Annotated in this window: 18 protein-coding genes; 9 read left to right on the top strand and 9 right to left on the bottom strand. The window is 69.6% G+C overall.

Going from position 1 to position 19,293, the window contains the following annotated elements; translation table 11 throughout:
- Nucleotides 1–10 precede the first annotated feature (10 nt).
- The 3 genes from aztA (at nt 11) to ACZZZB_RS06355 (ending at nt 2,310) form a co-directional block, all read left to right on the top strand.
- Nucleotides 11–703, top strand: coding sequence for a zinc ABC transporter ATP-binding protein AztA (gene aztA / locus ACZZZB_RS06365; RefSeq protein ID WP_463529217.1), 693 nt, complete (start codon nt 11–13; stop codon nt 701–703).
- Nucleotides 704–765: 62 nt separating this feature from the next.
- A complete protein-coding gene (locus ACZZZB_RS06360; protein WP_064296108.1) occupies nt 766–1,110 on the top strand; it encodes a chorismate mutase in 345 nt (114 codons plus the stop codon).
- A 258-nt stretch (nt 1,111–1,368) separates the two neighbouring features.
- Entirely contained in the window at nt 1,369–2,310 is a 942-nt protein-coding gene (locus ACZZZB_RS06355) for an SDR family NAD(P)-dependent oxidoreductase (protein ID WP_463529216.1), read from the top strand.
- Nucleotides 2,311–2,496: 186 nt separating this feature from the next.
- Here ACZZZB_RS06355 and ACZZZB_RS06350 read toward each other — a convergent pair whose 3' ends face one another.
- Nucleotides 2,497–3,189 carry a FadR/GntR family transcriptional regulator gene (locus tag ACZZZB_RS06350; RefSeq protein ID WP_079705021.1) on the bottom strand — a complete coding sequence of 231 codons (693 nt, stop codon included), beginning with the start codon at nt 3,187–3,189 and terminating at the stop codon, nt 2,497–2,499.
- 237 nt (nt 3,190–3,426) lie between these two features.
- On the opposite strand from ACZZZB_RS06350, the gene ACZZZB_RS06345 reads away from it, so the two are divergent.
- From ACZZZB_RS06345 to ACZZZB_RS06325, 5 genes are all read left to right on the top strand, one after another.
- The gene (locus ACZZZB_RS06345) at nt 3,427–4,659 is read left to right on the top strand and encodes an aminotransferase class V-fold PLP-dependent enzyme (protein ID WP_137242355.1); all 1,233 of its coding nucleotides are present in this window, start codon (nt 3,427–3,429) and stop codon (nt 4,657–4,659) included.
- 106 nt (nt 4,660–4,765) lie between these two features.
- Entirely contained in the window at nt 4,766–6,064 is a 1,299-nt protein-coding gene (locus ACZZZB_RS06340; RefSeq protein WP_064294151.1) for an ABC transporter substrate-binding protein, read from the top strand.
- Nucleotides 6,065–6,070: 6 nt separating this feature from the next.
- Nucleotides 6,071–7,051, top strand: a complete 981-nt coding sequence (locus ACZZZB_RS06335) for a carbohydrate ABC transporter permease (protein ID WP_463529215.1) — start codon at nt 6,071–6,073, stop codon at nt 7,049–7,051.
- On the top strand, nt 7,048–7,884 hold the full coding sequence (locus ACZZZB_RS06330; protein WP_085511878.1) for a carbohydrate ABC transporter permease: 837 nt from the start codon (nt 7,048–7,050) through the stop codon (nt 7,882–7,884). The genes ACZZZB_RS06335 and ACZZZB_RS06330 overlap by 4 nt, the downstream gene beginning before the upstream one ends.
- Before the next feature lie 146 nt (nt 7,885–8,030).
- Nucleotides 8,031–9,023 carry an NADP-dependent oxidoreductase gene (locus ACZZZB_RS06325; protein WP_085511877.1) on the top strand — a complete coding sequence of 331 codons (993 nt, stop codon included), beginning with the start codon at nt 8,031–8,033 and terminating at the stop codon, nt 9,021–9,023.
- Between the two features lie 190 nt (nt 9,024–9,213).
- Here ACZZZB_RS06325 and ACZZZB_RS06320 read toward each other — a convergent pair whose 3' ends face one another.
- Genes ACZZZB_RS06320 through ACZZZB_RS06310 form a run of 3 tightly spaced genes read right to left on the bottom strand, consistent with a single transcriptional unit; the run spans nt 9,214 to nt 14,367 of the window.
- The gene (locus ACZZZB_RS06320) at nt 9,214–9,354 is read right to left on the bottom strand and encodes a hypothetical protein (RefSeq protein ID WP_162852291.1); all 141 of its coding nucleotides are present in this window, start codon (nt 9,352–9,354) and stop codon (nt 9,214–9,216) included.
- Nucleotides 9,355–9,388: 34 nt separating this feature from the next.
- The gene (locus ACZZZB_RS06315; protein ID WP_463529214.1) at nt 9,389–11,503 is read right to left on the bottom strand and encodes a YhgE/Pip family protein; all 2,115 of its coding nucleotides are present in this window, start codon (nt 11,501–11,503) and stop codon (nt 9,389–9,391) included.
- Nucleotides 11,500–14,367, bottom strand: coding sequence for an MMPL family transporter (locus ACZZZB_RS06310; RefSeq protein ID WP_463529213.1), 2,868 nt, complete (start codon nt 14,365–14,367; stop codon nt 11,500–11,502). Before ACZZZB_RS06310 ends, ACZZZB_RS06315 begins: the two co-directional genes overlap by 4 nt.
- Nucleotides 14,368–14,518: 151 nt before the next feature.
- On the opposite strand from ACZZZB_RS06310, the gene ACZZZB_RS06305 reads away from it, so the two are divergent.
- Entirely contained in the window at nt 14,519–15,205 is a 687-nt protein-coding gene (locus ACZZZB_RS06305; RefSeq protein ID WP_137242351.1) for a TetR/AcrR family transcriptional regulator, read from the top strand.
- A 2-nt stretch (nt 15,206–15,207) separates the two neighbouring features.
- On the opposite strand, the gene ACZZZB_RS06300 is transcribed toward ACZZZB_RS06305, so the two are convergent.
- From ACZZZB_RS06300 to ACZZZB_RS06280, 5 genes are all read right to left on the bottom strand, one after another.
- Complete coding sequence (locus ACZZZB_RS06300) at nt 15,208–15,663, bottom strand: VOC family protein (protein WP_426738391.1); 456 nt, start codon at nt 15,661–15,663, stop codon at nt 15,208–15,210.
- 86 nt (nt 15,664–15,749) lie between these two features.
- The gene (locus tag ACZZZB_RS06295; RefSeq protein WP_463529212.1) at nt 15,750–16,961 is read right to left on the bottom strand and encodes an ABC transporter permease; all 1,212 of its coding nucleotides are present in this window, start codon (nt 16,959–16,961) and stop codon (nt 15,750–15,752) included.
- Nucleotides 16,958–17,689, bottom strand: coding sequence for an ABC transporter ATP-binding protein (locus tag ACZZZB_RS06290; RefSeq protein ID WP_463529211.1), 732 nt, complete (start codon nt 17,687–17,689; stop codon nt 16,958–16,960). Before ACZZZB_RS06290 ends, ACZZZB_RS06295 begins: the two co-directional genes overlap by 4 nt.
- Nucleotides 17,686–18,750 carry a peptidoglycan-binding protein gene (locus tag ACZZZB_RS06285; RefSeq protein ID WP_463529210.1) on the bottom strand — a complete coding sequence of 355 codons (1,065 nt, stop codon included), beginning with the start codon at nt 18,748–18,750 and terminating at the stop codon, nt 17,686–17,688. The genes ACZZZB_RS06290 and ACZZZB_RS06285 overlap by 4 nt, the downstream gene beginning before the upstream one ends.
- Nucleotides 18,747–19,274 carry a hypothetical protein gene (locus ACZZZB_RS06280; RefSeq protein ID WP_124768634.1) on the bottom strand — a complete coding sequence of 176 codons (528 nt, stop codon included), beginning with the start codon at nt 19,272–19,274 and terminating at the stop codon, nt 18,747–18,749. The genes ACZZZB_RS06285 and ACZZZB_RS06280 overlap by 4 nt, the downstream gene beginning before the upstream one ends.
- Between the last annotated feature and the right edge of the window lie 19 nt (nt 19,275–19,293).

Here is a 19,293-nt window from a genome sequence, read left to right as displayed (position 1 = left end):
GGGTGATGACATGCGATCCGCGACGAGCACCCCTCGCCCTCCGATGGCGGGACGGCCCGTCGTGTCCGGCATCCGACTCCACGACGTGTCGGCCGAGTACGACGGCGCGCGCGTCCTGCACGGGATCTCAGTCGAGGTCGGGGCGGCCGCCATCACCGTCGTCACCGGGGCGAACGGCGCAGGGAAGTCGACGCTGCTCGCGGTGATCGCGGGCCTCCACCGACCGACCTCGGGCGGCGTCGACGGCCTCGACGGTCGGTCGGCCGCGTACGTCCCGCAACGCAGTGCCGTGCCTGAGCGCTTCCCGGTCACGGTGCGCGACGTCGCGTCGATGGGACGCTGGCCGACGCTGCGTCGCTGGTGGGGTCGACTCGGGGCTGGGGACCGACGCATCGTCGACGAGAGCCTCGCCCGCCTCGACGTCCTGCACCTCGCCGGACGCTCCTTCGGTGAGCTGTCGGGCGGGCAGCGCCAGCGGGTCCTCGTCGCGCAGGCGCTCGCGCGTGAGGCCGACCTGCTGCTGCTCGACGAGCCGACCGTCGGCCTCGACCGTGCTGCTGGGCTGGCGATCCGCGAGGTGCTCCGGGCGGAGGCCGACCGTGGCGCGACGGTGGTGGAGGTGACGCATGATCCGGTCGCGGTCGCGGAGGCCGACGCGCGGGTGCACCTCGAGGCGGGATGTCTCGTCGAGGATCCGCGGTGAACCGGCTGGGGGATCGCCCGGCGACCCGTCTCCGGCCCCTGGCGCGTTGCTAGAGTTTTCGCATGAGCCAGGCCGAGCAGCAACCCGAACCCACGACCGGCGCCGCTGCGGCGGACGCCCAGGCGGCCACCGAGCGATTGGGCCGCCTGCGGAGCAGCATCGACAACATCGACGCGGCACTCGTCCACCTGCTGGCCGAGCGGTTCAAGTGCACGCAGGAGGTCGGCCGCCTGAAGGCCGAGCACGACATGCCCGCGAGCGACCCGGCGCGCGAACAGCGGCAGATCACCCGTCTCCGGGCGCTCGCCGAGGAGTCCCACCTCGATCCGGCCTTCGCCGAGAAGTGGTTCAACTTCGTCGTCGCCGAGGTCATCCACCACCACGAGCGTCTCGCCAACCAGCACTGATCCTTCGTGTTCCGTTCCGCCAGCGCGGTGCGCTGACGCGAGCGCGGGTCTGTGGCGTGAGCGCGGGTCTCCGGAGGGTCGCGCCCGCGCGTGTGGCCCGCGGTCACGCCCGTTCGTGTGCGGTCAGGCCCGTTCGTCCGCGCTCGGCCCGATTCGCGCGCGGTCACGTCGGCGCACCGCGCTGACACCTCGGGTGAACCAGGGCAAGGGGTGACGCTTCTTCGGGCGGTGTCCAGCGTCCTGCGCCATCATGAGACCATGACCTGGAACGCCGACTCCCTGCCCGATCAGACCGGACGCGTCGTCCTCGTCACCGGAGCGAACGCCGGCCTCGGCTTCTGGACGAGTCTCGGACTCGCGCGAGCGGGCGCGGAGGTCGTTCTCGCGTCGCGGAGTGCGACGAAGACGCAGGAGGCGATGCGGGCGATCCGGGTGAAGGTGCCCGATGCCCGACTCAGCCACCTCCCCTTCGACACCTCCTCGCTCGACTCGGTGCGCGCGGCGGGCGAGCGACTCGCGGACCTCGACCGTCTCGACGCCCTCGTCGCGAACGCCGGCATGGTGCACATGCCGAAGGAGCGGCAGGAGACGTCCGACGGCATCGAGCTGGTCTTCGCGACGAACGTCGTCGGCCACGCCGCCCTGCTCGCCGAGGCCCTGCCGGTGTTGCAGCGCACGGCGGATGCGCACGATTCCGCGCCGCGCGTCGTGCTCCTCGGAAGCCTCTCCACCCTGCTCGTCCGGTTCCACGGCGACGACCTGCAGCTCCGCGACGAGTACAGCGGCTGGCAGGCGTACGCCCAGTCGAAGATCGCCCTCTCGTCGCTCGGCTTCGAGCTCGACCGTCGGCTCGCGGCGTCGCACAGCACCGTCCGGGCCCTCGTCGCGCACCCCGGCTACTCGGTCAACGGACTCGACCGTCGCGTCCCCGGCGTCAACGAGCCGACCCGCGGGCGCCGTTTCTCCGACACCCTGCAGTCCGTCTACGCGCAGAGCAAGCAGCGGGGTGCCGAGCCGACGCTCCGGGCGATCACCGACGAAGCGGCCGACGGCGGTTGGTTCTTCGGTCCCCGGTGGCTCACGAAGGGCGACGCCGTGCGGCAGACCCCTGCCGCGATCACGACCGACCGGGCCGTCGCGGCGGCGCTCTGGACCGACCTCGAGCGGCTCATCGGCACGCCCATCCTCCCGACCTCCTGAGAACAGACGTCAGCGCTCCGCGCCGGCACGAGCGCGGGGGAATCGGCCCCAGCGCGGTGCGCTCGCGTGACTGCGCCTCAACCGGCGTGACCGCAGGGCATGGCGCTGAGCGCACCCCTCCGGAGACCCGCGCTCGCGCCACAGACCCGCGCTGACGTCAGCGCACCGCGCTGGCGCAACCAGACCTCAGTCGGCGGGGGTCGCCGGCGGCTGCAGGACGCGCAACCACTCCTCGGTCTGCGCGACGTGGGCTGACGCTGCCCCGGCCGCCCCGACGGGGTCGCGCGAGAGGATCGCCTCGGTCATCGCCCGGTGGCCGCGGTTGCTGACCCGACGCAGCTCGTCGCCGGCGGGCAGGCTGAAGACGTCGTAGGCACGTGAGCGCGACCGGAAGACCTGCAGCAGGGCCGTCAGCGTGGCGTTCCCGGCCGTCCGTGCGATGAGTTCGTGGAACCGGTGGTCCAGCTCGCTCGACTCGGCGGGGTCGGTCGTCCGCTCCATCGCCTCCACGAGTTCGGCGAGTTCGGCGCGCACCTCGTCGCTCGCGCGAGCAGCCGCCTGCGAAGTGGCATGGGTCTCGAGCACCCGCCGCAGCTCGTACATCTGCAGGAGACCGTCGAGGGGGAGGAGGTCGACCGTGAGCGACAGACTGCCGATGATCTCCTCGGGCCGGAGCATCGACACGTAGGTGCCCGAACCGTGCCGCGACTCGATGATCCCGAGGGCGGCCAGCATGCGGACGGCCTCACGCAGGGACCCGCGGGACACGCCGAGTTCGTCGCAGAGCTCGTTCTCGGCCGGGAACCGCTGCCCCGCCACGAGCCGTCCCGACGCGATCATGTGTCGCAGGCCGTGGAACGCGGTGTCGACTGCGGACATGCGGCTCCTCCTCAGGGGTCGTCCCGCCATCGTAGCGGCCCCTCACCGGTGATCCGCGAGCCGCCGCGGACCATGAGACGTCCGATGACTCGATGCTCGAAAGGCAAGTCATCCGATGAATCCATCCCGAAACGACCTGAGCGATCACTTGTAACACGACAGAAACCCAAGTCATCAAACGTTGCCCCTATGGTTATCGGACAATCCACTGCATAATCGACTCGGAGGAACGTCACTGTGGACACTCGCACCATCGCACGGCCAGCGCCGCTCACGCTCGGCGACGGCCGACCGGCAACGGCCGGGTGGACGCTGGATCCGACCAAGCGTCACATCAACCACGGATCCTTCGGGGCGGTCCCGATCGTCGCGCAGGAGCACCAGCAGGCCCTCCGCCGCGAGATGGAGGCGGCACCCCTCACCTGGTTCCCGGCCCTCCCGGCCAAGGTCGGCGCGGCCCGTGTCGGGATCGCCGACTTCCTCGGGGCGTCCGTCGACCAGCTCGCCATGGTTCCGAACGCGAGCGCCGGAGCGAGCGTCGTCTTCTCCAGCCTCCCCGTGCAGCGCGGCCTCGAGATCATCGTCACCGACCACGGCTACGGCGCCGTCACGATGGGGGCCGAGCGACTCGCGCGTCGCTGGGGCGGCACCGTCCGGACCGCCCGCATCCCGCTCGACGCCGACGCGCAGACCGCCCACGACGCCGTCGTCGCCGAGTTCAGCGACCGCACGGCCCTCATCGTGATGGACCAGATCACCTCGCCGACCGCCCGACTCCTGCCGGTCCAGCAGATCGCCACCACCGCGCGTGCCGCCGGCATCCCCACGCTCGTCGACGCCGCGCACGTCCCCGGCCTCTACGCCGACCCCATGCGCGACCTCGACTGCGACTTCTGGGTCGGCAACCTGCACAAGTTCGGGTGCGCCCCGCGCGGTGCCGCCGTCCTCGTCGCCCGCAGCCCGCTCGCGCAGGAGCTCTACCCGCTCATCGACTCCTGGGGTTCGCCGTACCCGTTCCCACAGCGCTTCGACACCCAGGGCACGGTCGACGTCACGAGCTACCTCGCCGCGGCGACCTCGCTCGGGTTCATCGAGGACATGTGGGGCTGGTCCGCCGCCAGGGACTACATGACCGAGCTCGCCGACTACGCCGTCGAGGTGGTCGCCGACGCCGTGACCGCCATCACCGGCGAGGACAGCCACGTCGACGTGGGCATGCCCGTCAACGCCCTCCGGCTCGTCAAGCTCCCGACCGGCCTCGCAACGACCCACGCGACCGCCGACGGCCTCCGCGACCGCGTCTCCGCCGAGCTCGGTGTCGAGGGCGCGTTCACGAGCCTCGACGGGATCGGCTACGTCCGACTCTCCACCCACGTCTACAACACCCCCGAGGACTTCGAACACTTCGCCGAGCACGCCGTCCCGGTCCTCGCGCGATGGGCCGAGGAGGAGCGCGCGGCCACGAGCTGAGCGCGGAACCGCCCGACCCGACACCACCACACCCGTATCACCGCACCGGCACCACAGCACCCACCCCCGCAGCACCCCACCAGCACCACTCAAAGGAGAAGCGAGCATGAGGAAGTCACGCGCAACGGCAGCCATCGGCCTGTCCGTCGTCACCGGCCTCGCCCTGTCGGCCTGTGCCGGCGGCGCGAGCGACGGCACCGTCACCCTGCAGATGGTCGAGAGCCTGACCAATCCCGCCCGGACCGAGGTCCTGAAGTCGCTCATCGCGGACTTCGAGGCCGACAACCCGAAGATCAAGGTCGAGCTCATCTCGCCGCCGACCGACCAGGCCGACCAGAAGATCACCCAGATGCTGCAGTCCGGCTCCGGCGTCGACGTGCTCGAGGTCCGCGACATCACCGTCGGCCCCTTCTCCACCAACGGCTGGCTCGACGACATGAGCGGCGAGCTCGAGGACTGGAAGGGCTGGGACGACCTCACCGACAACGCGACGAAGTACGCGAAGGGCGAGGACGGCAAGGTCTACTACGTGCCCTACGGCTTCTACGGGCTGAGCCTGTTCTACCGCACCGACCTCATCAAGGAAGCCGGTTTCGACGGGCCCCCGACGAGCTGGGACGACCTCCTCGAGCAGGCCTCGGCGATCCAGGACCCCTCGAAGAACCAGTTCGGCTACGCCTTCCGTGGCGGCACCAACGCGAACAGCAACGTCGTCGCGGCCATCGAGGCCTACGTCGCCGACGACCTCGACACCGAGAACGCGTTCAAGCTGACGAACGGCGACACGATCTTCTCCGCACCGGAGGCGCTCGACGCCGTCAACACCTACTTCGACCTCTTCAAGGAGGCTTCGCCGCCGTCGTCCGTCGCGTGGGGCTACCCCGAGATGGTCGAAGGCTTCTCGAACGGTTCGACCGCGTTCCTCCTGCAGGACCCGGAGGTCATCGCGACCGTCGAGCAGTCCGAGGCGATCACGGCCGAGCAGTGGAGCACCGCTCCGCTGTTGACCGGCCCGACCGGCAAGGCCGCACAGCCCATGGCGACCGCCGGCTGGGGCACGGCGGCGTCGAGCGAGCACAAAGCCGAGGCCGCGAAGCTCATCGAGTTCCTCTCCGAGGACAAGCAGGCCACCACCTTCGCCCAGGAGAACAGCCTCGTCCCGATCGTCAAGAGCGCGGCGGACAGCGACTTCTACAAGACCGGCCCGTGGGCCAGCTACGTCACGATGAACGAGAACCCGGACACCTACCTGAGCGTCACGCAGCCGCGCGGCTCCTCCTGGTGGACCGAGTGGATCCAGAAGTCCGACTCGGAGATCCAGCAGGTCCTCATCGGCCAGCTGACGCCGGAGAAGCTCCTCGCGGGCTGGGACGAGTACTGGACCGAGAAGTGGAAGAGCGAGTAACCGTCCATGACGACCACCACTGACGAAGCGGGTCGCACGCAGCAGCGGGCGACCCCGACACCCCCGGCCGGTCCCTCGCGGACCGCCGGCGGGCGTCGGCGGCGCACCTTCACGGTGCGCCGCGGCTTCGGCCTCCTCGCCTTCCTCGCCCCCGCGTTCATCTTCGTGGCGATCTTCATCTACTACCCGATGATCGCCGGCTCGCAGATGGCGTTCCGCAACTGGAACCTCGCCAACCTCACCGACACCTCGTGGGTGGGATTCGCCAACTTCCTGGCCGTCTTCGCTGACCCCGCCTTCGGCAAGGTCGTCGCGAACACCGTGCTCTGGGTCGTGGCGTCGATCGTCCCGCAGTTCGTCATCGGCTTCGGCATCGCCCTGTGGCTGCGCCGGAAGTTCCGCTTCCGCGGTCTCTACCAGGCGATGATCTTCTTCCCGTGGGCCATCTCGGGCTTCCTCATCGGCATCCTGTTCCGCTGGATGTTCAACAGCGAGTTCGGCGTGATCAACGACCTGCTCCAGAAGGTCGGGCTGATCGACACCCCGATCCCGTGGCTGGCGGACCCGAACTCCGCGATGTTCGCCGTCATCGTCGCGAACGTCTGGTACGGCGTCACGTTCTTCGCGATCATGATCCTCGCCGCCCTGCAGTCGGTGCCGGAGGACCTCTTCGAGGCCGCAGCGCTCGACGGCGCGGGCAAGGCGCGCATGCTCTTCCAGATCACGATCCCGTACATCCGCACGACGCTCGCCCTCACGGTGCTGCTCCGGGTCATCTGGATCTTCAACTTCCCCGACATCATCTACGGCATGACGGGCGGTGGTCCGGCGAACCAGACCCACATCCTGACGACCTGGATGATCGCGACCACCCAGCGCGGCGACTACGGCCGGGCCTCCGCGATCGGCCTCATCGTCGTCGCGATCCTGCTGGTGTTCACCGCGTTCTACCTGCTGTCCATGCGTGAGAAGAAGGTGAAGGCATGATCGACCAGGAGACACGGACCGCGAAGGTCGTCAAGTTCCTCTTCCTCGGGCTGTGGCTCGTCATCACGGTGTTCCCGCTGTACTGGATCGTCGTCACCTCGTTCAAGAAGCCGGGCGCGATCTTCTCCTACCCGCTGACGTACTGGCCGGAGGTGTTCTCGATCGAGAACTACCTCGGCCTGTTCAGCAAGGCGCAGTTCGGCACCTACGTCGTCAACAGCCTCATCGTGGCGACGATCGCAGCCGTCGTGGCGACCTTCATCTCGATGCTGTCGGCATACGTGTTGGCGCGGTTCGAGTTCCGGAGCAAGGGGGCGATCCTGCTGGCGTTCCTCGCCACGCAGATGATCCCGTCGTTCATCGCGCTCGGCCCGCTGTACCTGCTGATGACGCAGCTCAAGCTCGTCGACAACCGGTTCGGGCTCATCCTCATCTACATCGCGGTGTGCATCCCGTTCTGCACCGTCATGCTCCGAGGGTTCTTCGAGAACATCCCCGACGCCCTCGAGGAGGCGGCCATGATCGACGGCTGCTCGCGGTTCGGCGCGCTCTTCCGGGTGCTCGTCCCGGTGCTGAAGCCCGGGATCGTGGCGGCGTTCATCTTCAACTTCGTGAACTGTTGGAACGAGCTGTTCCTCTCGGTGACGCTCATCAACAGCGACGCGAACAAGACGATCCCGACGGCGCTCAACGGCTTCATCACGAGCTACAACATCGACTGGGGTTCCATGTCGGCGGCCGCCGTGCTGACGATCATCCCGACGATGGTGCTGTTCGCGTTCGCGAGCCGGTACATCGTGCAGGGCCTGACCGCTGGAGCGGTGAAGGGCTGACCCGTCTCAGTCGACCAAGAATGGGCCAGCCGACGCCCGTTCGCCCATGCCTGGGCGAGCGGGCGTCGTCATGCGAAGCCGTCCGATGAACCTGTAAGCCAGCTGATAGTTCGATCGGCTAGCGACCGTCAGGTGGAAGATGAACCATGTTCGGTTCGAAGCAGACGACGAGGTCACTCCGCTACGCCCGCTACGGCGGGCCCGACGTACTCGAGTTCATCGAGTCCGAGATGCCGCATCCACGATGGGGCGAGGTCGTGGTCGACGTCCTCGCGAGCGGCATCAACCACATCGAGGCGTTCGTCCGCGAGGGGCACCTCGCCGAGACGGTGCCGATCGAGCTGCCGACCGGGCAGGGGAGCGACTTCGCCGGATTGGTCCGCGAGGTCGGAACCGGTGTCGAGGGCTGGAAGCGGGGCGACGAGGTGATCGGTCACGCCGTCCGTGGCGCGCACGCCACCCAGGTCGTCGTCCCGGCGTCATCCCTCGTCCGCAAGCCGAAGCGCGTGAGCTGGGAGGAGGCCGGCGGGCTCTACCTCGCTGGACTGACGGCGCTCGACACGCTCGACGGGCTGCACCTCAAGCAGGGTGACACCCTCGTCATCTCGGCGGCGGCCGGTGGCGTCGGGAACATCGAGGCGCAACTTGCGAAGTTCGCGGGCGTCCGGGTCATCGGCACATGCGGTGAGCGCAATCACGACTTCCTCCGTGAACAGGGCGTCAAGCCGGTCGTCTACGGCGAGGGCATGGCCGATCGGATCCGGAAGCTCGCGCCAGAGGGCGTGACGGCGTTCATCGACAACTTCGGTCAGGACGGCCAGGAGCTCGCGTTCGAACTCGGTGTTCCACCGGAGAAGTACCGGTCGAGCGAGGATCGGAAGGCCATCGAGCTCGCCGCACTCGAGCCGGACGAGGAGTTCGCCGCGCACGCCACGAAGCAGCTGCAACGCCTCGCGGAGTACGCCGCCGACCACGCGTTGAAGGTCGTCGTCTCGGCGTTCTACCCGTTCGACCTGATCATCGACGCGTTCGAGGATCTCGAGCGGCTGCACGCGCGGGGCAAGATCATCGTCGGTATGCGCCCTGCGAACCCGGAGCGCATCGTCAAGCAGCGAGACCTGCATGACGCCCGACCCTGACGACGGTCAGCGCGGTGCGCTGACCCGAGACGTCGGGTTCCGGCGCCAGCGCGGTGCGCTGAACCGAGCTCGGTTCCGGTGTGGGCGCGGGTCCAGGGCGTGAGCGCGACCCTCCGGAGACCCGCGCTCGCGGGTATGCGGCGCGCTCGCGTCAGCGCACCGCGCTGGCGACCGGGCAGGGAGGGCGGGGCTAGTTGAAGATGAAGCCGAGGACGGTCGCGCCGCCCCCACCGAGGACGAGCGCGACGACGAGGACCCAGGCGATGAGCCGCTGACGACGCTTGCGCTGCTCGCCCCATTCGGCCAGTTCCCGGTCTTCGCTGCTGCTCATCACCCCAGCCTACCGGCGGGGTTCTCGCCGGGCATCAGGCGACGGCCGGGACGAGCGCCTTCACCGAGGTGGTCTTCGCCCGGGCGATCGCGAACGTCGTCGCGGCGAGCGATCCGAAAAGCCAGAGGACGAGGCCGACGACGCCGGCCGCTGCTCCCGTGTCGCCGATCGCGATCGCCTGCAGGCCACCGAGCGCCGGTGCGATCGGCAGGAAGGTAAGGATCTGGTCGAGCACCTGGGGAACCGTCGCGATGATCCCGGTCGCCAGGCCGATGATGGCGACGATCATCGAGATGAACCGGCCCGCACCGCCGAACAGGGCGTTCAGTGCTTGGTTGGCGGCGGCGAACACGAGTCCCGCGAGGACGGCGATCCCGGCGAAGGCGAGCCAGCCGCCCGCGTCGAGGTCGAGCAGCGGTGCGGTGATGACGGCGACGAGCAGGCCCTGCAGCATCCCGATCGCGCCGGCCGGGACGAAGGCCCCGAGCGCGAGCCGCAGCGATGAGCGGGTGGACCCGAACGCCCGCGAGGGGACCGGCCGCAGCACGAGGAAGCTCGCGAGCGCGCCGAGCCACAGCGCGAGGACCGCGTAGAAGGGAGCACTGTTCGTGCCGAAGGACACCGTCGCCGAATCGCCGGCCGAGACCGGGTCGGCGACGACGTCCGCGAGCGTCTGCCGGTCGGAGCTCGTGTAGGTCGGGAGACTGTCGACCGCGCTCTGCAGCCCGGACGCGAGCGAGGTGATCCCGCCGGACAGGGTCCCGGCCCCCGACGCAAGCTGGTTCGACGCGTCGGCGAGCTGGGTCGTGCCGGTCGCCGACTGCGCCGCGCCGTCGGCGAGGGCGGATGCACCCGTCTGCAACTGCGCCGTCCCGGAGGCGGCCTTGGAAGCGCCGTCGGCAAGGCCTGCTGCGCCCGCCGCGATCTGTGCCGCCGCGGTGTTGATCTTCGCGATGCCGTCGACGAGTGCGGGCATGCCGGAGGAGAACTTCGTGGCACCGGCCGCGAGGGCGGCGGCGCCGGCCGCCGCCTGTGCGGTCCCGTCGGCCAAGGCCGCGGTGCCCGGATACTTCGTGTTCGCGTCGATCGGTCCGCCGGTGGCGACCGTGGCGGCGAGTCCACTCGCCGCCGCGACGTCCGCGCAGTACGCCGCGGACGCTCCGGACGCAGCGCAGTCGGCGCTGAGTGATGCGAGTTGCGCGGCCACCGCAGCAGTGAGCTGCTTGGTGCCCTTGGCGCCGTTCGACAGGTCGGCGAGCCCTGCGGACACGTCGTTGGCACCGCCGGCGATCCCGGAGGCTCCGCCGATCAGCCCGGGGTTGTCCGCGCTCCCGTCACCTTGCGTCTTCGCGTACAGCGTCGCCGCTCCGTTCGCGAGCTGGCTCGCTCCGTCGCTCAGCTGCGTCGCACCGGAGGATAGCTGCGTCGCGCCGTCGGCCAGCGCATCCACCCCGTCACTCAGCTGCGTCGCCCCAGAGGACAACTGCGTCGCGCCCGTGGCGAGCTGCGTGGTGCCGTTCGCGAGTTGCTGCGCACCCTGCGCGAGCGAGAGTCCGCCCGTCGACAGCTGCTTCGCGCCGTCGGCGGCCTCGCCGAGCTGGTCGTGGAGGGTGTTGAACCCGACGTAGACGTTCTCGAGGTAGGTGGTGGTGAGCTGCCGACCGAGGAGCGAGGCCGCGGTCTGCGTGATCGTCTGGGAGATGGCGTCGTCGACGAGCTTGCTGCGGTCGCTCGTCGTCACGTCGAGGCGGGCGCGCTCGGCGTCGGCGGCGTCGCCGGAGAACGAGGTCGCCGCCTTCGAGAAGTTCTCCGGGATCGTCACGACGGCCGTGTACGAACCGTCGGCGAGGCCCGCCTTCGCGTCGGACGCGTCGGTGATCACCCAGGTGTAGTTGGTCTTCTGGTCGCCGTCGACGAGGCCCGCGGAGAGCTGGCGTCCGAGCGGCACGGTCTGGCCGTTGACGGTCACCGGCTTGTCGTCGTTCACGATGGCGGCGGTCACCTGACCGAGTCGTTCCGCCGGGTTCCACAGCGCCCAGACGAGTCCGCCGGCGATGACGAGCGGCACAAGGATGAGGCCGATGATCGAGACGACCGTGATGCCCTTGCCGGAGCGGGCCCGTTCGAGGCGGTTCAGGATGGTGCTCATACGTCGACCTTCGATTCAGCGATGACGGTGGGAGTTGAGGAGGTGGCGGCGCGGTCGAGGTCGAGTACCTCCGGCGCCGCGGTCGGCAGGACGTCGGCGAGCGAGGTCGCGTCCGCGGTGCCGACGACGATCGTGAGCGGCCGACGTGTGCGTTCTGCGGCCCTGGTCGCCGTCAGCAGGCGCTCGTACAGTCCGCGTCTCGTGTCGTCGTCCGGCACGGTGTCGACGCCGTCGAGGACGATGACGGCGGGACGTTCGGCCAGCGCCGAGGCGAGCGTCCCGACGGGTTCGCCGTGGTCGAGACGGACGTACGCGACGCGGGACCGGACGGCCCCGGCGCGGACCGGCAGGACCAGACCGGCGACCTTGAGCCGACCGTGGTCGGGTTCGAGGCGACCGGCCAGCGTCAGCAGGAGGGCGGTGACCGAAACCGGGCGCGCGCCCTGCACCGCGAGCACGCCACCGACGGCGACCGTCGTGTCGACGTCCTCGTACAGCGGGCCGTCCGCGCCGGCCAGGGTGACCCCGGCGGCGGCGATGGCGACCTCGTCACCGTTGCGCCACTCGCGCAGCTCGAGTTCGCGCTGCAGCCCCTCACCCTCGACGTCGAAGGACGGCAGGATGCGGTCGAGCCACTTCGGCAGGTACCAGGCGTGGTCGCCGAGGAGCGCGAGCACCGCCGGCACGAGGGTCATGCGCACGATGAACGCGTCGACGAAGACGCCGACCGCGAGCCCGAGGGCGATGGGTTTGATGTTCGTGTCGCCCTCCGGCACGAAGGCGGCGAAGACCGCGAACATGATGACGGCGGCGGCGGTGACGACCTTCGCCGAGCCGAGGAAGCCGGTCTCGACGGATCGCCTCGCGAGTCCCGAATGGACGAAGTCCTCGCGCATCCGGGAGACGAGGAAGACCTCGTAGTCCATCGCGAGTCCGAACAGGACACCCATGAGGATGATCGGCATGAAGCTGATCACCGGACCGGTCCTCGCGACGTGGAGGGCCTCGGCGAACACGCCGTGCTCGAAGACGAGGGCCACGACGCCGAACGACGCGGCGACCGACAGCAGGTAGCCGAGGGTCGCCTTGATCGGCACCCAGATGGAGCGGAAGACCATCGTCAGGAGCACGAGCGACAGGCCGACGACGATCAGGCCGAAGGGGAGGAGGGCGCCGCCGAGGCGGTCGGAGATGTCGATCCCGATGGCCGTGAACCCGGTGACCTGGAGGTCGACGTCGTACTCGTCCTGGAAGTACTGGTGCAGTCCTCGGATCTCGGCGACGAGGTCCTTCGTCGCCTGGGAGTCGGGACTGCCGCTCGGGATGACCTGGATGATCCCGGTGTCGGCCGTCGCGTTGGGGGTGGCGAGCGGGACGGCGGCGACGCCGTCGAGTCCCTCGATCTCCTGCTTGAGGTCGGCCATGAGTCCGAGCGGGTCGGTACTGCCGACGATGCCGCCGGTGACGATGAGCGGCCCGTTGAAGCCCTCACCGAAGTGCTCGGAGACGAGGTCGTATGTCGTGCGGGCTCCGTCGCCCTCCGGCAGGGAACCAGCGTCGGGGAGCGCGAGTCGGAGTGACAGGGCGGGGATGGCGAGGGCGCCCAGGACGGCGACGACGGCGACGATCGTGACGATGGGGAGTCGCGTGACGCCGCGCACCCAGCCGAGGAAGAAGCGGTTGGGGTGCCCTTCGACAGGCTCAGGGACCGCGTTGTGGTGCTCAGGGACCGCGTTGTGGGGCTCAGGGACCGCGGTGTGGTGCGCGGGGACCGAGTCCTGTGGGCCGTCGACCGGCTCGGCAGCGCCCCGGGCCGCCGCGCGCTTCCTGGCCCGCTTCGCCTTTGGCCGGAGACGTTCACCGGCGAAGCCGAGCATGGCCGGGATGAGGGTGAGCGAGATGACGACCGCGATCGCGACACCGACCGCCGCGGCCACACCCATCGTCGTGAGGAACGGGATGTTCGCGACCGCGAGCCCGAGGAGGGCGATGATGACCGTGAGGCCCGCGAAGATGACGGCGGAACCGGCCGTCGCGGTCGCACGGGCGGCTGATTCGGCCGGGTCGAGCCCGCTGCGCAGGCCGTCCTGGTGTCTCGAGATGATGAACAGCGCGTAGTCGATGCCGACGGCCAGGCCGAGCATGAGCGCGAGCATCGGTGTCGTGGAGGAGATCGGCCCGAAGACCGTCGCCACGAAGATGAGCGCCATCGAGATGCCGACCCCGAGCAGTGCGGTTATGAGCGGCATGCCCGCGGCGAGGAAGGAGCCGAAGGTGAGGATGAGGACGACGAGCGCGACGACCACGCCGACGAGCTCGATGACACTCAGCGTCGGGAGGCTGTTGCTGAAGAGCTGCCCGCCGAGGGACGACTCGGCGCCGGCCGGGAGCGCCTTCGCCAGGCTTGCCTCGGCGTCCTCCACGTCGCTGATCGTGGCGGCGGTGATGTCGGTCTGCGCCCCGTCGAACTGGATCGAGATGAGCGCCGCCCGCTGATCCTCCGAGACCGCCCCCGTCACGTTCTCGTCGAAGGGGGAGACCGCCTGCTCGACCTGCCCGATGTCGCCCAGGGCGGTGACGGCGTCGTCGATCGCCGACCGGACCCCGGCGTCCTCGACGGTGTCGCCCTTCGGTGCGACGACGATGATCTGTGCCGAGGCACCGGCCACCTGCGGGAAGGTGTGGTCGAGCGAGTCGAGCGCCTCCTGCGACTCCGTGCCGGGGATGGAGAAGGCGTTGTCGGTTCCCTGGTTGAAGAGCAGCGCGCCGCCACCCGCCAGGGCGAGCACGGCGATCCAGAGGATCAGCACGAGCTTGCGGGCGCCGAACGCCCAGCGGCCGAGGGTGTAGAGCAGTGAGGACACGCGTCGCTCCTAGGGTGGTCGGCGCTGCTTGCAGGCGAGCCGACGGAGATATTCGAACAGGATCGATACAGCGGTGTATCCGATACACGACTGTATTGGATACAGTGGTGTATCGGCAAGAAGTCGGTCGAGCTGTCAGTAAGGTGTCAGGATGCGCGTGCACGAAGCGGTCGAGTCCCCGAGCGACGAGGCACCCGTCGAGTCCGCGCGTCGGCAGCGGACACGCGAGCGGCTCGTCGACGCCGCCTACGAGGTCTTCGCCGAGTTCGGCGTCCACGCGGCGTCCGTCGAGCAGATCAGTGAGCGCGCTGGCTTCACCCGTGGCGCCTTCTACTCCAACTTCGATTCGAAGGAGGAGTTGTTCTTCGCTCTCGAGTCACGAGAGAACCAGCTCCGGCTCGATCGCCTGGAGGCCGGACTGCAGGCGGTCAGTCCGTCGCTCCTCGACGCAGCGGGCCGCTACACCGAGGGTTCGCTCGAGGCCCTGATCCGTGCCTTCCTCGAACTCCAGCCCGATGACCGCCGCTGGTGCCTCGTGCAGTCGGAGTTCCGGATGCTGGCGATGCGCGACGCCGACGTCGCAGCCCGCTACCTGCAGCACCAGGAGAGCGCCGGCCGACAGCTCGCCGCGTGGCTCGACCAGGCTGCCGGACTCGCACACGTCCGGTTCACGATCCCGACGCCCGACATCGCGAACATCGTCGTCGCCCTCTACGAGTCGGCCATCCAGACGGCCGTGCTCATGGACCCGGACGGCGATGAGGGCTCACCGCGCGAGCTCGCGATGCGCACGCTCCCGGCCATCGTCCGCGCCCTCACCGAGTCGATCGCCGACTGACCTCAGGCCGACTCGCCGGCTCGATCCGGCTGCAGCGCCTGGGCCAGCATGACGATGATGCCGCTCGGCCCGCGCACATAGCTGAGCTTGTAGACACCCTGATAGTCCGCCACGCCGCGGAGCGGGAAGCAGCCGTGTCTGGCGGCGATCGCCAGCGCCTCGTCGATGTCGTCGACGGCGAATGCGACGCGGTGCATGCCGATCTCGTTCGGCAGCGTGGGTTCCGTCTCGATCGCGGCCGGGTGGAGGTACTCGAAGAGTTCGAGGCGTCCGTGACCGTCCGGCGTCTGCAACATCGCGATCCTGGCGTGATTGCCGTCGAGGCCGACGGCCGTGTCGGCCCACTCGCCGCTCACCGTGTCGCGGCCGAGTACGGTGAGGCCGAGGTCGGTGAAGAAGGCGATCGTCGCCTCGAGGTCGCGGACCGCGATCCCGACGTTCTCGAGTCTGATGTCCATGGGCTGCACGCTACCCGGCGGCGCGGGCCCGATCCAGGGTCTCCTGGAGCGGGCCCGCGTCGGAGCAGTCCGGCGGCGGCTCCGACTCAGCCGCTGAGGGCCGAGGTCGGTGGTGTCCTGGCGGCTCGGATCGCCGGGTAGAGGCCGGCGATCGCCCCGATCACCAGGGTCGCGCCGACGCCCGCGAGCAGCACCTCCGGGGGTACCGCCGTCGGCCAGTCGTTCACCGCGGCGACGACGCTCGTGACGCCGGTACCGATCGCGGCGCCCGCGACACCGCCGAGCGCGGAGAGGAGGAGTGCCTCGGTGAGGAACTGGGACCGGATGTGGCCCCGCGTGGCCCCGAGGGCGCGACGGAGGCCGATCTCGCGTCGGCGTTCCAGGACCGAGATGACCATCGTGTTCGCCACCCCGATGCCGCCGACGAGCAGGGCGACGGAACCGAGTCCGAGGAGGAGACCGGTGAAGGCTTGGTCGGCAGCCTGCTTGGCGGCGAGGGCGTCCGACGGTCTGGAGACCTCGACCTCCTCGGGTGCAGCAGGGTTCACGGTGCGGGGGAGGAGCTCGCGGACGGCCTCGACGCGTTCGTCGGAGGACCGTTCGTAGACCGTGGTCGGTTTGCCGTCGTACCCGAAGCGTTCGGCGGCGACGGTCTCACCGATCATCACCGTGGTGTCGAGTTCCGGGGCGAGGTCGAGCGGATCCAGGATGCCCACCACCGTGAAGTACTGGTCGCCGAGCTGGATCATCGAGCCGACCGTAGCGATACCCAGCCGTTCCGCGGCTTTCGACCCCAGGACGACCGTGGGGTAGCTCGCCGTCGCCCGGTTCAGCCACTCACCGGTGGCGAGGGTACCGCCCACGACGTCCAACAGGCTCTCCGTCACCGCCGCTGCGCCGAGGCCCCCACTCGACGCCCGGTCGATGAGGCTGCTGCGGTAGACGAGGACGCCGTTCAGCACTGCGGCGGAGCCGGCCCGTTCCACACCGTCGACCAGTCCCACCTTGCCGACGGTGTTCGTGGGCAGGGTCGCTGCCTCACCGAAGAGGTTCTGGCCCGGTTGGACGGTCAGCAGGTTCGTCCCGAGAGCGGAGAGCTGCGCCTGCAGTTTGGCCTGACTGGATGAGGAGATGCCGACGACCGCGATCATCGCCGCGATGCCGATCGCGATCCCGAGGGCGGACAGGACCGCGCGCGTCGGCCGCGCCCGCAGACCCGTCGTCCCGAGCCGGAGGACGTCGCGACCGAGGAGCCGCGACCGTCGGTCGTGGTCGGGGTTCATGTGCTCCTCGTTCATGCGGCCAGCCCCGAATCGCTCACGATCCGGCCGTCGCGGATCGCCACCTGGCGGGGGAGTCGCGCAGCGAGTTCGGCGTCGTGCGTGATCACGACGATGGTCGTGCCGGCCTCGTGGAGTTCGTGCAGCAGCTCGACGATGCTCGCTCCGGACACGGAGTCCAGGTTGCCGGTGGGTTCGTCGGCGAGGAGCAACGGCGGGTCACCGACCACCGCGCGTGCGATCGCGACCCGCTGGCGCTCACCGCCGGAGAGCTGGGTCGGGCGGTGGCCGAGACGGTGGCCGAGGCCGACGCGTTCGAGGGCGACGACCGCGCGACGACGGCGCTCGGCCCGGGGGACCCCGGCGTAGATGAGGCCGTCGGCGACGTTGTCGACCGTGGTCGAGCCGTCGGCGAGGTGGAACTGCTGGAAGACGAAGCCGATGCGGTACGCGCGGAGGGCCGAGAGCTTCGCGTCGGAGAGGCGTCCGACGTCCGAACCCGCGATGCGGGCGGTCCCACCGGTCGGTCGGTCGAGGGTCCCGATGAGGTTGAGCATCGTCGACTTCCCGGAGCCGCTCGGTCCGACGATGGCGACGAACTCACCCTCCTCGACCGTCAGGTCGACACCCGCGAGCGCGAGCGTGGGCGGCTCACCGTACTCGCGGGTGACGCCCTCGAGGTGGATGATCGGTGGGCAGGCCGGCCGATCGGCTGTGGCGGACGATGCCGTCATGGTCTCGGTCATGACACCGGCACCACGACGTCGAGACCTTCGCGGATGCCGTCGCCTGAGACCTCGACCCGACCATCGGCGAACAGACCGGTCGTGACCGGGACCTGACGGCGCTTCCCGTTCCCCTCGACGACCTCGACGCCGAACGTCGTGTCATCGATCGCGATGAGCGCTTCCACCGGGACGGAGAGGACGTTCTCACGTCGTTCCGTCGGGAAGCCGACCGTCACGGTCGCGCGCTGCAGATCGGCTGCGGCCGCCGGATCGTCGAGCGTGATGCCGACCGGGATCGTGACCTTCTTCTGTCCGTCCGCATCCGACTCGGTGGGGACGCCGACATCGGTGACCGTGCCGGTCGTCCGCTGTCCGCCGGGGAGGTTGACGTCGACCTTCGTCCCGACGACGCCGAGCCGCTGATCGGCGAGCTTCAGCGGGACGTCGATGCGCTTCACGAGGGACGAGACGGTGACGATCTTGTCCGAGACGGTGGTGCCGACCGCGGCGTCGACCGATGCGATCCGCACGTCGCCCGGCATGAAGACGACCGATCCGAGCTCAAGTCGTCCGGTCTCCTCGACGCCGAGGGCTTTCTGCCACCGCTCGATGGCGCGTTCGGTCGACGCGGCGAACTCGCCGTCCGGTTCGCGGTCGAAGTACCCGAGCGCCGCGAGGCTCTGTTCCAGCTGCTGGACGTCCGGCCCGTCGCCCATGCCCGACTCGAACGCCCGCCAAGCGGGGAGCGGTCCGTGGAGGAGCGTCACCGGAACGTTGTCGACGGCATAGAGGGTGCCACCGAGCGAGACCGTGCTGCCGGAAGCGGGCACCGCCGTGACGATCCCGGCTCCACCGCCGATGGTGCGCTGGTCCGCGTAGTCGAGGGTGCCGCTCGCCTGCGTCGTGCCCGCGAGGTCGCCGGCGGTGATCGGTGCGGTGCCGGTGCGGATGCTGCTGACCGGCTCTTCCTGGTTCGTCCCCTGCGTCGGTGCCAGCGTGACCGCCGCGGCGGCGCCGCCTGCAAGCAGGACGGCGCCGACGCAGACGGCCACGATGACCCCTCGTCGTCGGTTGCTCATCGGTCGGTGGAGCCGAGCGGCGCGCTCGAGTCGGACGAGAGACCGCAGGCTTCCATCACCTCTTCCGTGACGTCGGAGGGGATCTGCATGGCCTGCCCTTCCACCGGGTCGGCCATCTCGTATCCCTGTTCGCGGAAGCACTCGGCCATCTCGAGCTGCTGCTCGAAGGCGTCGGCGACCGCGGGGTTTCCTCCGGTGGGTACCGGAGGCGTCCCGAGACGGTCGATGCAGGTCGCGGAGGCGTCCTGGAAGGCATCCTGGTCTCCGTCGCCGAGGGTCACGGACGCACCGCCAGAGCCGTTCTGCTCGGGGTCGGGCATGTCGACCCCCTCATCGCGCATGCAGGAGGCGAAGGCGACCTGCCAGTCGTCGAACGATTGCACCGCCTTCGGGGTCTGGCTGCTCGAGTCGGGCGAGCCCGAGCTGCAGGCCGCCAACGATCCGATGAGGAACGGGATCGCGATGAATGCGGCGAGTCTGCCGGCCGGACGGCGGACGGAACGGGTGATGGTGATGTCGGACATCTGCTCTCCTCAGTGGGTG

This window comes from Plantibacter sp. AC185, assembly GCF_979258065.1.
The sequence above is the reverse complement of the archived record's forward strand: the minus strand, read 5'-3'. Positions and strand labels throughout refer to the sequence as shown.

Excerpts from the sequence above, each read along its gene's own strand:
- ACZZZB_RS06295 (WP_463529212.1), bottom strand. The coding sequence starts at position 16,961 with ATGAACGAGGAGCACATGAACCCCGACCACGACCGACGGTCGCGGCTC.
- ACZZZB_RS06290 (WP_463529211.1), bottom strand. The coding sequence starts at position 17,689 with ATGACCGAGACCATGACGGCATCGTCCGCCACAGCCGATCGGCCGGCC.
- ACZZZB_RS06300 (WP_426738391.1), bottom strand. The coding sequence starts at position 15,663 with ATGGACATCAGACTCGAGAACGTCGGGATCGCGGTCCGCGACCTCGAG.
- ACZZZB_RS06315 (WP_463529214.1), bottom strand. The coding sequence starts at position 11,503 with ATGAGCACCATCCTGAACCGCCTCGAACGGGCCCGCTCCGGCAAGGGC.
- ACZZZB_RS06360 (WP_064296108.1), top strand. The coding sequence starts at position 766 with ATGAGCCAGGCCGAGCAGCAACCCGAACCCACGACCGGCGCCGCTGCG.
- ACZZZB_RS06280 (WP_124768634.1), bottom strand. The coding sequence starts at position 19,274 with ATGTCCGACATCACCATCACCCGTTCCGTCCGCCGTCCGGCCGGCAGA.
- ACZZZB_RS06285 (WP_463529210.1), bottom strand. The coding sequence starts at position 18,750 with ATGAGCAACCGACGACGAGGGGTCATCGTGGCCGTCTGCGTCGGCGCC.
- ACZZZB_RS06340 (WP_064294151.1), top strand. The coding sequence starts at position 4,766 with ATGAGGAAGTCACGCGCAACGGCAGCCATCGGCCTGTCCGTCGTCACC.
- ACZZZB_RS06325 (WP_085511877.1), top strand. The coding sequence starts at position 8,031 with ATGTTCGGTTCGAAGCAGACGACGAGGTCACTCCGCTACGCCCGCTAC.
- ACZZZB_RS06350 (WP_079705021.1), bottom strand. The coding sequence starts at position 3,189 with ATGTCCGCAGTCGACACCGCGTTCCACGGCCTGCGACACATGATCGCG.
- ACZZZB_RS06355 (WP_463529216.1), top strand. The coding sequence starts at position 1,369 with ATGACCTGGAACGCCGACTCCCTGCCCGATCAGACCGGACGCGTCGTC.
- ACZZZB_RS06305 (WP_137242351.1), top strand. The coding sequence starts at position 14,519 with ATGCGCGTGCACGAAGCGGTCGAGTCCCCGAGCGACGAGGCACCCGTC.
- ACZZZB_RS06320 (WP_162852291.1), bottom strand. The coding sequence starts at position 9,354 with ATGAGCAGCAGCGAAGACCGGGAACTGGCCGAATGGGGCGAGCAGCGC.
- aztA (WP_463529217.1), top strand. The coding sequence starts at position 11 with ATGCGATCCGCGACGAGCACCCCTCGCCCTCCGATGGCGGGACGGCCC.
- ACZZZB_RS06330 (WP_085511878.1), top strand. The coding sequence starts at position 7,048 with ATGATCGACCAGGAGACACGGACCGCGAAGGTCGTCAAGTTCCTCTTC.
- ACZZZB_RS06335 (WP_463529215.1), top strand. The coding sequence starts at position 6,071 with ATGACGACCACCACTGACGAAGCGGGTCGCACGCAGCAGCGGGCGACC.